Origin of the sequence: Stenotrophomonas sp. STK17_22 (assembly GCF_051983905.1) — a bacterium.
GTDB lineage: Bacteria > Pseudomonadota > Gammaproteobacteria > Xanthomonadales > Xanthomonadaceae > Stenotrophomonas > Stenotrophomonas maltophilia_A.
Genome location: NZ_CP197010.1, coordinates 2,937,541 through 2,952,248, shown reverse-complemented (window position 1 = coordinate 2,952,248; position 14,708 = coordinate 2,937,541). Strand labels below are relative to the sequence as shown.

Sequence of the window (14,708 nt, the reverse complement as noted above, 5' to 3'; positions counted from 1 at the left end):
ACGATGAGTGGGGAATTGAATGCGGCCTTCCACATGGCCGATGTCCGCGACAAGCGCATCACCCGCCGCCGTGCGGTGGCGGTGGGCGAGCTGCATGCCGGTCCGGTGGCCTATCCGCTGATCGTCGAGCGCCGCCTGCCCAAGGGCGATGCACTGGTGATGGCCGAGATTGCCGGCCTGCAGGGCGCCAAGATGGCCTCGATGCTGATGCCGCTGTGCCATCCGCTGCCGCTGGAACTGGTGCAGGTGTTCTGCGCGCCGGTGCCGGAACGGGAGGCAATCCGCGTGTGGTGCGAGTGCGCCAGCGAGGCGCGCACCGGCGTGGAGATGGAGGCACTGGCTGGCGTCAACGCGGCACTGCTGACCCTGTACGACCTGAGCAAGCCGGTGGAACCGGCCCTGCGCATCGAAGGCATCCGCCTGCTGTTCAAGGAAGGCGGCAAGCGCGGCGTGTGGCTGCACCCCGACGGCATGGACGATGCCGAGCGCGCGCGCTTCAAGCCGCGTGCGCCGAAGGGCCTGGAGGGCGCGGCCTGCGCGGTGATCACGCTGAGCGATCGCGCCAGCGAGGGCACCTATGAAGATGTGTCTGGCCCGACCCTGGTGAGCGGCCTGAAAAAGCTGGGCGGCGAGGTGGTGGCGGTCGACGTGCTGCCCGACGGCATCGAGCCGTTGGCCGGCCGGCTGCAGGCGCTGGCCGCCGAGGGCGTGCGCCTGTGCCTGTGCACCGGCGGTACCGGACTGGGTCCGCGTGACCTGACCCCGGAGGCGCTGCGTTCCTTGAACGCACGGCCGGTGCATGGCCTGGCGCAGATGGTGCGGGCACTGAGTGCACAGCACACGCCGATGGCCTGGCTGAGCCGCGCCGAAGTAGTGCAGCTGGGCGGCATGCTGGTGTTCGCACTGCCGGGCAGCCCGAAGGCGGCGGCGCAGTGCCTCGATATTCTGGCGCCGGTGCTGGGCCACGCTTTGGCGATGGTCGATGGTGGTGGCCACTGATGATTGCCTATAGCGAAGCCCTGCAGCACCTGCTGGATGCGGCCACGCCGCTGCCGGCCGAGCGCCTGCCGTTGCATGAGGCCGGCGGCCGCACTCTGGCCAGTGACATCATCAGTGAGCAGTCGCTGCCGCCGTTCGACAATTCGGCGATGGACGGCTTCGCGCTGCGCGCCAACGGCGCGACGTTCGAGGCCGGTACCGAATTCGCGGTGCAGGGCTGGCAGGCGGCCGGCGATGCCGGTGCCGAGGGCGGCGAGGGTGCCTGGGAAATCATGACCGGAGCGCGCATGCCGGTTGGGCTGGATACGGTGGTGCCGGTCGAGAACGTGGAGATCCTTACCAGCGAGGACGGCCGCCCGACCCGCATTGCTCTGAAGAGCACGGTGAAGCCGGGCCAGAACGTACGCCTGCGCGGCCAGGATGTGAGCGACGGCGAGCGTGTGCTGCAGGCCGGGCAGGTGCTGGATATCAATGCACGCACCCTGCTGCATGCCATCGGCGCGGGCCAGGTGGCGGTGGTGGCACGGCCGAAGGCGGCGGTGATCGCCACCGGCAAGGAGCTGGTGACCGAGGCGGCGCAGACGCTGGAGTCCGGCCAGATCCGCGACAGCAACCGGCCCTACCTGGTTGGCCGCCTGCAGGCCGCCGGTGCCGAGGTGGTCTGGCAGGGCACGGTGGGTGATGACGTGGCCGCGTTCAATGCGGTGCTGGATGAAGCGCTGGCTGCCGGCGCGCAGCTGCTGATCAGTACCGGCGCGGTGTCGGCCGGCCGCTACGATTTCGTTCCCGATGCGCTGCGCGGCCGTGGTGCGCGCATCGTGTTCCACAAGGTGGCGATCCGCCCGGGCAAGCCGCTGCTGTTTGCGGTGCTGCCCAATGGCGCGCTGTATTTCGGTCTGCCCGGCAACCCGGTGTCGGCCGCCGTGGGCCAGCGCTTCTTCGTGGAGCCGGTGCTGCGCCGCCTGCTGGGGTTGGCACCGGAAACCGTGTTGCAGCTGCCGCTGCAGGCCGACGTGCGCAAGCCGCCGGGCCTGCGCTTCCACGCGCGTGCGCGGGTGGAAGTGGACGCGCAGGGGCGCCTGAGTGCGCGCGTGCTGTCCGGGCAGGAATCGTTCCGTTTGATGTCCATGCTGCAGGCCAACGCCTGGGTGGTGCTGGAGGCCGAGGGCGACCTGGCCAACGCTGGCACCTACGTGCGCGTGCAGGGCTGGGGTCACCATGACCCGGTGCAGCTGGCGAGCCAGGAGTCATGATGAAACAGGTGAATCTGCAGTTGTTCGGTGCATTTTCCGATCTGGATGCCAGCCGCGAGATCGCGGTGGAGGTGGCCGGTGGCACTGTGGCCGATCTGCGCCAGGCGCTGCGCGAGCTGCTGCCTGCGCGCTGGCCGGGCTTCCGCGCGGGCCTGCTGGACTACTCGGCGTTTGCCGACCAGCAACGCGTACTGCGTGACCACGAGGCGCTGCCCGACGATGGCCGGGTGGCGATCCTGCCGCCGGTAAGCGGGGGCTGAGCCATGAGCGAGAAGATCATCGCCAAAGTGGTGGATCGCGCGCAGGCGTCGATCGATCCGGCCGAGGGCATCGCTGCGGTGTCCGATCCGGGTTTCGGTGGCATCGATGTGTTCATCGGCAAGGTGCGCGACGTCAACATCGGCCGGCCGGTGAACGGGATTACCTATGACCTGTTCGAGCCGCTGGTGCTGAACGAGTTCAAGCGCTTGGCCGCCGAGGTCGAGGCGACGTTCGGTCCGAAGCTGAAGCTGTATGTGGCCCACGCCAAGGGCCGCCTGGGTATCGGCGATGTGGCGGTGGTGGTGGCGGCGGGCAGCCCGCACCGTGACGAGGCGTTCCGTGCCTGCCGGCAGTTGATCGAGGTGGTGAAGCACCAGTGCCCGATCTGGAAGCAGGAGCATTACGAGGACGGCGACAGCGAGTGGAGCGAGGGCTGCAGCCTGTGCCACGCGGACAGCGAGTCCGCACATGCCCATGACCATGCGCACGATCACCACCATTGAGTCCGCTGCAGCCACGCATGGCGTGGCTCTACCATGAATGGAACCATCAACGGCATCGTGCTGGCCGGCGGCCTGTCCAGCCGGATGGGCCGCGACAAGGCGCTGCTGCCGTGGCAGGGGCGCACCCTGCTGGAACACATGCGTGGCCTGCTGCTGCAGGCTGGCGCCGGTCGGGTCTGGGTGAGCGGTGACTATCCGGCCTTCGGTGGCATCCCCGATCAGGTGGCGCGCTGCGGTCCCCTGGGTGGACTGCACAGCGTGATGCAGCAGATGCCCGACAGCCCGGCCTGGGTGGTAGCGGTGGATACGCCGTTGCTGGCGCCACGGCTGCTGCAACGGCTGGCTGCCGAGGGGCAGGGCGCATGCACGATCTTTGACGGGCATCCCTTTCCCATGCGGTTGAATGTGGACAATGCCACTCGTAGCGTGCTGGCCACGATGTTGGATGATGCGGACGGGCCGCGCTCGGTACAGGCCTTCCAGCGCCGCCTGCAGATGTACGCGCTGCTGCTGGAAAGCGTTGACGAAGCCTGCCTGGTCAACTGCAATACCCCCGAACAATGGGAGGATGTTGCGTCATGAAAGTGCAGTTGCAGGATCAATCAGTACGGCTTCGCTTGGACGAGGCAGAACTGGCACGCCTGCTGGCCGGTGAATCGGTCGAGAACATGACCCGCTTTGGCGGCATCGAGGGCTGGGGCATGGCGGTGTCGCTGCATGGCGGCGATCAACCGGTGCTGCTCGATGGCGGCACCTTCTGCCGCCTGGTACTGCCGCGCCCGGCCGTCGAGGCCTTGGCGGCGCGGTTGCCGTGCCGGGATGGCCTGCCGTTCGACATTGCCCTGGAAGATGGCAGCCAGCTTCAGCTGCAGTTCGATGTGGACGTGCGCGACAGCGTGCGCCAGCGCGGGGTGACCCGCCGCACCATCGCACCATCGGTTTGACATTTGTCAGGGGCACGGTGGAAACCGGCCCCTGATTGATCCAGATCAACCCCGTCGTTGTTGCTGCGCGGCCTAATGGCTGCATGACGACGGGTCACAACTTGAAACGCAGTACCCACGTCATTCCACAGCCTTGGAGCCATGTATGACCGTCGGTAGCGATCCTGTTGTCCGCAGCACTGCCCGTCCGGGTCGCGTCATCAGCGACTGGACGCCGGAGGACCCCGGCTACTGGGAGCGCACCGGCAAGCGGGTCGCCACCCGCAACCTGGTCATCTCGATCCCCTCGCTGCTGCTGGCCTTCTCGGTCTGGGTGCTGTTCTCGGCGGTGTCGATCAGCCTGCCGAAGATCGGTTTCAACTTCAGCACCGACCAGCTGTTCTGGCTGGTGGCGCTGCCCAGCCTGTCCGGCGCCACGCTGCGCATCTTCTATTCGTTCGTGATCCCGATCTTCGGCGGCCGCCGCTGGACCGCGCTGTCCACGGCCTCGCTGCTGGCGCCGACGCTCTGGCTCGGCTTTGCGGTGCAGGACCCGGCCACGCCGTACTGGGTGTTTGTGGCCATCGCGATCCTGTGTGGCTTCGGTGGCGCGAACTTCTCCTCGTCGATGTCCAACATCTCCTTCTTCTACCCCAAGCAGAAGCAGGGCCTGGCGCTTGGCCTGAACGCCGGCCTGGGCAATGTGGGCGTGTCGGTGGCGCAGGCGGTGATCCCGCTGGTCATCACCGTGGGCGTGTTCGGTGCGCTGGGTGGTGCACCGCAGCCCACGGTGGAGGGCGGGGCGCCGTTGTTCCTGCAGAACGCCGGCTTCATCTGGGTGCCGGCCATCGCGCTGTGCGCCATCGCGGCCTGGTTCGGCATGAACGACCTGACCAGCGCCCGCTCGTCGTTCTCCGAGCAGGCGGTGATCTTCCGCCGCAAGCACAACTGGCTGATGTGCTGGTTGTACATCGGCACCTTCGGTTCCTACATCGGTTTCTCGGCCGGCTTCCCGATGCTGGTGAAGAGCCAGTTCCCGGACGTGAACCCGCTGGCCTACGCCTTCATCGGCCCGCTGCTGGGCGCATTGATGCGCTCGGTGGGTGGCAGCATGGCCGACCGCTGGGGCGGCGCACGCCTGACCTTCTGGGTGTTCGCGCTGATGATCGCGGCCGTGTTCGGCGTACTGCACTTCCTGCCCAGCCACGGCCAGGGCGGCAACTTCCATGGCTTCCTGCTCAGCTTCATGGCGCTGTTCGTGCTCAGTGGCATCGGCAACGGCACTACGTTCCGCATGATCCCGGTGATCTTCCGCACCCTGCATGAGCGCTGGTCGGCCAACGACAACGCCGAGGGCAAGGCTGCTGCTGCCCACCAGGCCAGCATCGAGTCGGCCGCGGTGGTCGGCTTCTCCGGTGCGATCGGCGCCTATGGCGGCTTCTTCATTCCCAAGAGCTACGGCTCGTCCATCACCTTGACCGGCAGCCCCGACATGGCGCTGTACGGATTCGTTGTTTTCTACGTCACCTGCCTGGCCGTGACCTGGTGGTGGTACTACCGGCGCGGTGCCGAGACACCCTGCTGACGACATGAAAACGCACCGCAGCCAGATGACACACACAGCCACGATGCCGATGTCCGCAAAGGGAGACCCCCGATGAGTTATTTCCTCGATCGCTTGCAGTTCTTCAAGCGTGACCCCCAGACCTTTGCCGATGGCCACGGATTCGCCAAGAGCGAGGGCCGTGACTGGGAAAACAGCTACCGCGCCCGCTGGCAGTACGACAAGATCGTGCGTTCCACCCACGGCGTGAACTGCACCGGTTCGTGCAGCTGGAAGATCTACGTCAAGAACGGCCTGGTCACCTGGGAAACCCAGCAGACCGATTACCCGCGTACGCGCCCGGACCTGCCCAACCATGAACCGCGTGGCTGCCCGCGTGGCGCCAGCTATTCCTGGTACCTGTACAGCGCCAACCGGCTGAAGTACCCGCTGATCCGCGGCACGCTGCTGCGCCTGTGGCGCGAAGCGCGCAAGAGCAAGGCTCCGGTCGATGCCTGGGCCAGCATCGTGGAGGACAAGGAGAAGGCGCGTTCGTACAAGACCCGCCGCGGCATGGGCGGCTTCGTGCGCCTGCAGTGGGAAGAGGCCAACGAGATCATCGCCGCCTCCAACCTGTACACGGTGAAGCAGTATGGCCCGGACCGCGTGGTCGGCTTCTCGCCGATCCCGGCGATGTCGATGGTGTCCTACGCCGCCGGTGCGCGTTACCTGTCGCTGCTGGGCGGCGCCTGCCTGTCCTTCTACGACTGGTATTGCGACCTTCCGCCGGCCTCGCCGCAGATCTGGGGCGAGCAGACCGACGTGCCCGAATCGGCCGACTGGTACAACAGCCGCTACATCATCGCCTGGGGCTCGAACGTGCCGCAGACGCGTACGCCCGATGCGCACTTCTTCACCGAGGCGCGCTACAACGGCACCAAGACGGTGGCGATCTGCCCGGACTATTCCGAGCTGGCCAAGCTGACCGACCACTGGCTGCACCCCAAGCAGGGCACCGATGCGGCGCTGGCATTCGCCTTCGGCCATGTGATCCTGCGCGAGTTCCACGTCGATTCGCCCTCGCAGTATTTCCAGGACTACTGCCGCCAGTACTCGGACATGCCGATGCTGGTGCGCCTGGAGCGCCGCGACGACGGCCGTCTGGTGCCGGGCCGCTTCCTGCGTGCGAGCGAGCTGGGTGGCCTGGGTGAAGCCAACAACCCGGACTGGAAGACCCTGGCCTATGACGAGAACAGTGGCCAGATCGTGGTGCCCAATGGCTCCATCGGTTTCCGCTGGGGTGAGAAGGGTCGCTGGAACATCGAAGAGAAGGCAAGCAACGGCGCCGACACACGCCTGCGCCTGAGCTTGTCCGACGCCAACGACGGCATCGAGGCGGTGAGCTTCCCGTACTTCGGTGGCATTGAAAGCGATGGCTGGACCGCTGCACCGGCCGAAGAAGTACTGGACCGCAACATTCCGGTGCGCCGGCTGGCCACGGCCGAGGGTGGCGAAACCCTGGTGGCCACGGTCTACGACCTGCTGCTGGCCCAGTACGGCGTGGACCGTGGCTTTGGCGGCGGCAACGTGGCATCGAGCTTCGACGACATGGTGCCGGGCACCCCAGCCTGGCAGGAGCGCATCACCGGCGTGTCGCGCGCCGAGGTGATCGAGATCGCCCGCGAGTTCGCACGTACCGCCGACAAGACCCATGGCCGTTCGATGATCATCGTCGGCGCCGGCATGAACCACTGGTTCCACAACGATATGAACTACCGCGGCCTGATCAACATGCTGATCATGTGCGGTTGCGTGGGCCAGACCGGTGGCGGCTGGGCGCACTACGTGGGTCAGGAAAAGCTGCGCCCGCAGACCGGCTGGCAGCCGCTGGCCTTCGGCCTGGACTGGAGCCGGCCACCGCGTCACATGAACGGCACCTCGTTCTTCTACTTCAACACCGGGCAGTGGCGCTACGAGAAGCTGCAGGTGGATGAACTGCTGTCGCCGCTGGCCGACGCCAGCAAGTACAGCGGCAGCCTGGCCGACCTGAACCTGCGTGCGGTGCGCATGGGCTGGCTGCCATGTGCGCCGCAGCTGGACCGCAACCCGCTGCAGTTGGTGCGCGAGGCCGAAGCGGCAGGGGTGGCCCCGGCCGACTACGCGCTGGGCAAATTCAAGGACGGCTCGCTGGACTTCGCGTTTGCCGATCCGGACGCGCAGCAGAATCACCCGCGCATGATGTTCATCTGGCGCTCGAACCTGCTCGGTTCCTCGGGCAAGGGCCACGAGTACATGCTGCGGCACCTGCTGGGCACGCGCCATGGCCTGCAGGGCAAGGACCTGGGCGAGATGGGGGCGATCAAGCCGGAGGAAGTGACGTGGCGTGACGAGGCACCGGAAGGCAAGCTGGACCTGCTGGTCACGCTTGACTTCCGCATGTGCACCACCGCGCTGTACTCGGACATCGTGCTGCCGACCGCGACCTGGTACGAGAAGGACGACCTCAACACCTCGGACATGCACCCGTTCATCCACCCGCTGTCGAAGGCGGTGGACCCGGCCTGGGAATCGCGCAGCGACTGGGAGATCTTCAAGGAGGTCGCCCGCACGGTGAGCGAGATGGCGCCGGGTGTGCTGGGCGTGGAGAAGGATCTGGTGCTGGTGCCGACCCTGCATGACACCCCGAACGAGCTGGGCATGCCGTTCGGCGTGGCCGACTGGAAGAAGGGCGAGTGCGAGGCCATCCCGGGCCAGACCATGCCGTCGATGACGGTGGTGGAACGCGACTACCCGAACCTGTACCGCAAGTTCACCTCGCTGGGCCCGCTGCTGGACACGCTGGGCAACGGCGGCAAGGGCATGAGCTGGGACACGAAGCACGAGGTCGAATTCCTCGGCAAGCTCAACCACACCGTGCACGACGCGGGCGTGAGCCAGGGCCGCCCGGCTATTTCGACCGCGATCGACGCGGCCGAAGTGATCCTGCACCTGGCACCGGAAACCAATGGCCACGTCGCAGTGAAGGCCTGGGAATCGCTGGGCACCTTCACTGGCCGCGAGCACACCCACCTGGCGGTGGGCAAGGAGCACGAGGCGATCCGCTTCCGTGACATCCAGGCACAGCCGCGCAAGATCATTTCCTCGCCGATCTGGTCGGGCCTGGAAGACGACAACGTCAGCTACAACGCCGGCTATACCAACGTGCACGAGCTGATTCCGTGGCGCACGGTGACCGGCCGGCAGCAGTTCTACCAGGACCACGAGTGGATGATCGACTTCGGCGAGGCCTTCATGGGCTACCGGCCGCCGGTCAACACGCGCACGGTGGAGCCGCTGCTGAACCAGCGCCCGAACGGCAACAAGGAGATCGTGCTGAACTGGATCACGCCACACCAGAAGTGGGGCATCCACAGCACCTACAGCGACAACCTGATCATGCAGACGCTGTCGCGCGGTGGCCCGATCGTGTGGATCAGCGAGGACGACGCGCGCAGCGCCGGCATCGTCGACAACGACTGGATTGAGCTGTTCAACGTCAACGGTGCGATTGCCGCGCGTGCGGTGGTCAGCCAGCGCGTGATGCCGGGCATGGCGATGATGTACCACGCCCAGGAACGCATCATCAACGTGCCGGGCTCGGAGATTTCCGGGACCCGCGGTGGCATCCACAACTCGGTGACCCGCATCGTGCTCAAGCCCACCCACATGATCGGCGGCTACGCGCAGTTGGCGTACGGCTTCAACTATTACGGCACCTGCGGTACCAACCGCGACGAGTTCGTGATCGTGCGCAAGATGGACAAGATCGATTGGCTGGACGATGAACAGCCCGCTGGTGCTTCGGCATCGGCCAGCAAGGAGGTGGTGTGATGAAGGTCCGTGCACAGATCGCGATGGTGCTGAACCTGGACAAGTGCATCGGCTGCCATACCTGCTCGATCACCTGCAAGAACGTCTGGACCTCGCGCGAGGGTGTCGAGTACGCCTGGTTCAACAACGTGGAAACCAAGCCGGGCATCGGCTACCCGAAGGAATGGGAGAACCAGGACAAGTGGAACGGCGGCTGGGTACGCACCCGCGCCGGCAAGCTGGTGCCGCGCGCCGGTGGCCGCTGGCGCATGCTGGCGAAGATCTTCGCCAATCCGGACCTGCCGCAGATCGACGACTACTACGAGCCATTCGATTTCGACTACCAGAACCTGCACACCGCCAAGGACAGCCAGCACCAGCCCACCGCGCGGCCGCGCTCTCTGATCAGTGGCGAGCGCATGCAGAAGATCGAGTGGGGCCCGAACTGGGAGGAGATCCTCGGCTCGGAGTTCAGCAAGCGCTCGCGCGACTACAACTTCGACCAGGTGCAGAAGGAGATCTACGGCGCCTTCGAGAAGACCTTCATGATGTACCTGCCGCGCCTGTGCGAGCACTGCCTGAACCCGGCGTGCGTGTCGGCGTGCCCGTCGGGCGCGATCTACAAGCGCGAGGAAGACGGCATCGTGCTGATCGACCAGGACAAGTGCCGCGGTTGGCGCATGTGCGTGTCGGCCTGCCCGTACAAGAAGATCTACTACAACTGGAAGAGCGGCAAGTCGGAGAAGTGCATCTTCTGCTACCCGCGCATCGAGATGGGCGAGCCGACCGTGTGCTCGGAGACCTGCGTGGGCCGCATCCGCTACCTGGGCGTGATGCTGTACGACGCCGACCGCATCGCCGAGGCCGCTTCGGTGGCCGCCGAGAAGGACCTGTACCAGGCCCACCTGGACATCTTCCTGGACCCGAACGACCCGGCGGTGATCGCCGCCGCGCGCAAGGAAGGCATCCCGGACAGCTGGCTGGATGCGGCCAAGCAGTCGCCGGTGTACAAGCTGGCGATCGACTGGAAGCTGGCGCTGCCACTGCACCCGGAGTACCGCACGCTGCCGATGGTCTGGTACGTGCCACCGCTGTCGCCGATCCAGTCCGCCGCCGAGCGTGGCCGGGTGGGCATGAGCGGCGAGCTGCCGGACGTGGCCTCGCTGCGCATCCCGATGCGCTACCTGGCCAACCTGCTGACGGCCGGTGACGAGGCGCCGGTGGTACGCGCGCTGGAGCGGCTGATGGCGATGCGGGCCTGGCGCCGGGCCAAGAACGTGGACGGCGTGGAAGACACCGCCGTGCTGGAACAGACCGGACTGAGCATCGCCCAGGTGGAAGAGATGTACCGCTACTTGGCCATTGCCAACTACGAGGACCGTTTCGTGATTCCGACCGGCCACCGCGAGTATGCCAACGATGCCTTCGGCGAGCGCGGCGGCTGCGGCTTCACCTTCGGCAACGGTTGCAATGGTGACAGCCCGGCCGATCTGTTCGGCCAGCGCAAGAGCACCACCTTCGTGGTGGACAAGGGCCCGAACCACCGCCGCAAGGAGGTGGTGTGATGGGCGTGCTCAAGCTGGTCGGGGTGTTGCTGGATTACCCCCGTGAAGAACTGTGGCAGCACGGCGAGGAACTGCTCGCCGCCTGCGACGACCCGGCGCTGAACGCCGCCCGCCGCCAGCAGCTGCGCAGCTTCGTGCAGCAGCTGCTGGACACCGATGCACTGGACGCACAGGCCGCATGGCTGGCCAGTTTCGACCGCGGCCGCTCGATGAGCCTGCTACTGTTCGAACACATCCATGGCGAGTCGCGAGATCGTGGCCAGGCCATGGTCGATCTGGTCGAGACCTACCGCCGCAACGGCTTCGAACTGGATGCGCGCGAGCTGCCGGACTACCTACCGCTGCTGCTGGAGTTCCTGGCCCATCGCCCCGGCAGCGAGGCCCGCGAGTGGCTGCACCACATCGGCCATATCGCCGGGATGCTGGCGGCGCGTGCCGCCGAGCGTGAGCTGCCGCACCGGGTGCTGTTCGAGATCCTGGTCGAAGCCGGCGACGGCAAGGCCGATCTGCGGGCGCTGCGCCAGCGTGCCAGCGAAGAAGTCCGCGACGATACCGCCGAGGCCATGGACCGCTTGTGGGAGGAGGAGGCGGTGCGCTTCGGCGCCGAAGCCCCTGCCGAAGACTGCAAGCCGCCCGTGCGTTCGCCGGCCCGTCCTTCGCATCGAGAGGTCCAGCCATGAGTTACTCCCTGCATCAATTCGCCTTCCAGTACTACCCGTACATCGCCGTGGCGGTGCTGCTGATCGGCAGCTGGGCCCGCTATGACAAGGCCATGTACACCTGGCGCACCGGCTCCAGCCAGATGCTGTCGGACAAGGGCATGCGGATCGGCAGCAACTGCTTCCACATCGGCATCCTGGCCATCCTCGGTGGCCACCTGGTCGGCCTGCTGACCCCGCACGCGGTGTACGAGCACTTCATCACCTCGTCGCAGAAGCAGATGCTGGCAATGGTGGTCGGCGGTGTGTTCGGCGCACTGTGCTTCGTCGGCATCAGCATCCTGCTGGTACGCCGCCTGTTCAATGCGCGTGTTCGGGCTACCGGCAGCTTCGGTGACACGCTGGTGCTGGTGCTGCTGTTCGCCCAGCTGTGCCTGGGCCTGTACAGCATCCGCATCTCGTCCGGCCACCTGGATGGTGGGGTGATGGTGCAGCTGGCCGAATGGGCGCAGCACATCGTGACCTTCCGCGCCGGTGCCGCCGACTACATCGAGGGTGTCAGCTGGGTCTACAAGATGCATATCTTCCTGGGCCTGACCCTGTTCCTGATCGCGCCGTTCACCCGTCTGGTGCACGTGTGGAGCATCCCGATCAGCTATCTGTGGCGGCCCTACCAGGTGGTGCGCCGCCGCCAGGCCACGCTGCGCTACGGTCCGCGGGAGTAAACCATGGGCAGCCTGCCGAAGTTCCTGCCGATCACCGTGATCGACTCCGCCGCACCGGTGCCTGCCGAGGCGCATTCGCACCACCACGACGCGGCAGAGCAGGGGCCGCGCTCGCTCGGGCAGCCGGCGCCGTGCCGGCTGTTCGTGGACGAGACCGCAATCAGCGAGGCCGACATCGCCCGTGAGATGCAGCACCATCGGGCGATGCGCCCGGAACAGTCACGCGCCGAAGCGGCGCGTGCACTGGTGGTGCGCGAGCTGCTGCGCCTGGAAGCGCAGCGGCTGGGCCTGCGGGCACCGGAGGGCAACCGGGTAAGCGACGAGGAAGTGCTGATCCAGCAGCTGCTGGAGGACGCGATCGAAGACCGCGTGCCGACCGACGAGGACTGCCGCCGCTACTTCGAGCAGAACCCGGAGCGCTTCCGCTCGCCCGATCGCGTGCGCCTGCGCCATATCCTGCTGGCGGCGCCGGCCGACGACGTGGCCGGGCGATTTGCCGCACGCACCGAAGGCGAGCGGCTGGTCGGACTGCTGAAGGAGTCGCCGCACCTGTTCGCCGATTTCGCCCTGCGCCATTCGCGCTGCCCGTCCAGCAGCGAGGGTGGCGACCTGGGCTGGCTGCAGCGCGGGCAGACCACGCCGGAGTTCGACCGCCAGGTGTTCCGCCTGCGCGAGGGCCTGGCGGGATTCCCGGTGGAATCGCGCTGGGGCTACCACGTGGTCTGCGTCGATGCCCGCGAGGAAGGCCAGCCACAACTGTTCGAGGCGGTGCTGCCACAGCTGCGTGATTACCTGGAGCTGCAGGTGCGGCAGCGCGAGGTGCAGGCCTACCTGCTGCAGCTGCAGGAACGCTACCCGGTGCGCGGGCTGGATGAGATCGAAGCCGAAGCGGATATCGGATGAACCCCCTTGAACGAGGAGAATTCATGAACCAGGCCCTTGCCCCCGCCAGTGCCGGGCAGCAGCAACGTGCGCTGTGGCTGAGCACGTTCGCCTTCACCGTGTGCTTTGCGGTGTGGATGATCTTTTCGATCATCGGCATCCAGATCAGTCAACAGCTCGGCTTGAATGACACCCAGTTCGGCCTGTTGATCGCCACGCCGGTGCTGACCGGTTCGGTCAGCCGGGTCTTCCTCGGCATATGGTCCGACCAGTTCGGTGGCCGCAAGGTGATGGTGCTGGTGATGCTGTGTGGCGCAGTGGCCACCTGGATGCTGACCTATGCCCAGACCTACACCCAGTTCCTGATTGCCGCGCTGTGCGTGGGTATCGCCGGCGGCAACTTCTCGGTGGGCGTGGCCTACGTCTCGAAGTGGTTCCCGGCCAGCAAGCAGGGCACCGCACTGGGCATCTTCGGTGCTGGCAACATCGGCTCGGCGGTGACCAAGCTGCTGGCGCCGCTGGTGATGGTGGCGGCCGGCTGGACCATGGTCGCCAAGGTCTGGGCGGTCGCGCTGGCGGTCACGGCGGTGCTGTTCTTCCTCTTCAGCAAGGAAGATCCGTCGCTGGAGCAGCGCCGCCGCGAGGGCGTGAAGCCGGTGCCGTTCGCCGAGCAGATGGCACCGCTGAAGAGCCTGCAGGTGTGGCGGTTCTCGCTGTACTACTTCTTCGTGTTCGGCGGCTTCGTGGCGCTGGCGCTGTGGCTGCCGCACTACCTGGTGGGCGCCTACGGCATGGACGTGGGTCATGCCGGCATGCTGGCGGCGTGCTACTCGATCCCGGCCAGCCTGTTCCGCGTGGTCGGTGGCTGGATGTCGGACCGGATGGGCGCGCGCCGGGTGATGTACTGGACCTTCGGCGTGTCGGCCATCTGCACCTTCCTGCTGGCCTACCCGGATACCGAGTACGTGGTGAAGGGCATCCATGGCCCGATCCACTTCCATCTGGCCATCGGCGTGGTGATGTTCACCGTGCTGGTGTTCGTGCTGGGCTTCTTCATGTCGCTGGGCAAGGCCGCGGTCTACAAGCACATTCCGGTGTACTACCCGCAGCACGTGGGTGCGGTGGGCGGTGTGGTCGGCATGATCGGCGGCCTGGGTGGCTTCATCCTGCCGATCGTGTTCGGGGCATTGAACGACGCCGTGGGCATCTGGAGCAGCTGCTTCATGCTGCTGTTCGTGCTGGTGGCGGCTGCACTGGCGTGGATGCACTTTGCGATCCGTCGCATGGAGCGCCGTCACTTCCCGCAGATCGACCGCGAGACCGACCTGCCCGAAGCCATTGATGCGGCCGCCGCCGAGCGGGTACGCGGCGGGTGAACGGGGTTGCCGGCCAGCGGCCGGCACTACCGGGGTGGTGCGCGGTGGGTGAACGGGGCTGCCGGCCAGCGGCCGGCACTACCGGAACGGTGCGCGGTGGGTGAGGGGGTTGCCGGCCAGCGGCCGGCACTACCGGGTAGCGGGTGAGAGGGTAGTGCCGGCCGCTGGCC

At 66.7% G+C, this 14,708-nt stretch carries 13 protein-coding genes; all 13 read left to right on the top strand.

All coding sequences use genetic code 11. From position 1 onward, the window contains the following. The first annotated feature begins 3 nt into the window (after window positions 1-3). The 13 genes from moaCB (at window position 4) to ACSYS9_RS13655 (ending at window position 14,538) form a co-directional block, all read left to right on the top strand. Entirely contained in the window at window positions 4-999 is a 996-nt protein-coding gene (gene moaCB, locus ACSYS9_RS13715; RefSeq protein ID WP_071227926.1) for a bifunctional molybdenum cofactor biosynthesis protein MoaC/MoaB, read from the top strand. After that, window positions 999-2,252 (top strand): molybdopterin molybdotransferase MoeA, encoded by a 1,254-nt coding sequence (locus tag ACSYS9_RS13710; protein ID WP_071227927.1) that lies wholly within the window; start codon window positions 999-1,001, stop codon window positions 2,250-2,252. The genes moaCB and ACSYS9_RS13710 overlap by 1 nt, the downstream gene beginning before the upstream one ends. Continuing rightward, window positions 2,252-2,512 carry a MoaD/ThiS family protein gene (locus tag ACSYS9_RS13705; protein WP_006371550.1) on the top strand — a complete coding sequence of 87 codons (261 nt, stop codon included), beginning with the start codon at window positions 2,252-2,254 and terminating at the stop codon, window positions 2,510-2,512. The genes ACSYS9_RS13710 and ACSYS9_RS13705 overlap by 1 nt, the downstream gene beginning before the upstream one ends. 3 nt (window positions 2,513-2,515) lie before the next feature. After that, window positions 2,516-3,016 (top strand): molybdenum cofactor biosynthesis protein MoaE, encoded by a 501-nt coding sequence (locus ACSYS9_RS13700; protein WP_071227928.1) that lies wholly within the window; start codon window positions 2,516-2,518, stop codon window positions 3,014-3,016. A gap of 33 nt (window positions 3,017-3,049) precedes the next feature. After that, the gene (gene mobA, locus ACSYS9_RS13695; protein WP_071227929.1) at window positions 3,050-3,598 is read left to right on the top strand and encodes a molybdenum cofactor guanylyltransferase; all 549 of its coding nucleotides are present in this window, start codon (window positions 3,050-3,052) and stop codon (window positions 3,596-3,598) included. Beyond that, on the top strand, window positions 3,595-3,960 hold the full coding sequence (locus tag ACSYS9_RS13690; protein ID WP_071227930.1) for a hypothetical protein: 366 nt from the start codon (window positions 3,595-3,597) through the stop codon (window positions 3,958-3,960). The genes mobA and ACSYS9_RS13690 overlap by 4 nt, the downstream gene beginning before the upstream one ends. Before the next feature lie 145 nt (window positions 3,961-4,105). Then, window positions 4,106-5,524: a NarK family nitrate/nitrite MFS transporter gene (locus ACSYS9_RS13685; protein WP_071227931.1), complete on the top strand. Its 1,419-nt coding sequence runs from the start codon at window positions 4,106-4,108 to the stop codon at window positions 5,522-5,524. A gap of 72 nt (window positions 5,525-5,596) precedes the next feature. Beyond that, window positions 5,597-9,352 (top strand): nitrate reductase subunit alpha, encoded by a 3,756-nt coding sequence (locus ACSYS9_RS13680; RefSeq protein WP_071227932.1) that lies wholly within the window; start codon window positions 5,597-5,599, stop codon window positions 9,350-9,352. Next, entirely contained in the window at window positions 9,352-10,896 is a 1,545-nt protein-coding gene (gene narH, locus ACSYS9_RS13675) for a nitrate reductase subunit beta (RefSeq protein WP_012511273.1), read from the top strand. The genes ACSYS9_RS13680 and narH overlap by 1 nt, the downstream gene beginning before the upstream one ends. Further along, the gene (gene narJ, locus ACSYS9_RS13670) at window positions 10,896-11,576 is read left to right on the top strand and encodes a nitrate reductase molybdenum cofactor assembly chaperone (RefSeq protein WP_071227933.1); all 681 of its coding nucleotides are present in this window, start codon (window positions 10,896-10,898) and stop codon (window positions 11,574-11,576) included. The genes narH and narJ overlap by 1 nt, the downstream gene beginning before the upstream one ends. Next, window positions 11,573-12,280, top strand: coding sequence for a respiratory nitrate reductase subunit gamma (gene narI, locus ACSYS9_RS13665; protein ID WP_071227934.1), 708 nt, complete (start codon window positions 11,573-11,575; stop codon window positions 12,278-12,280). The genes narJ and narI overlap by 4 nt, the downstream gene beginning before the upstream one ends. A gap of 3 nt (window positions 12,281-12,283) precedes the next feature. Then, entirely contained in the window at window positions 12,284-13,183 is a 900-nt protein-coding gene (locus tag ACSYS9_RS13660) for a peptidylprolyl isomerase (RefSeq protein ID WP_071227935.1), read from the top strand. Between the two features lie 23 nt (window positions 13,184-13,206). After that, entirely contained in the window at window positions 13,207-14,538 is a 1,332-nt protein-coding gene (locus ACSYS9_RS13655; RefSeq protein ID WP_071227936.1) for an MFS transporter, read from the top strand. Window positions 14,539-14,708: the final 170 nt, after the last annotated feature.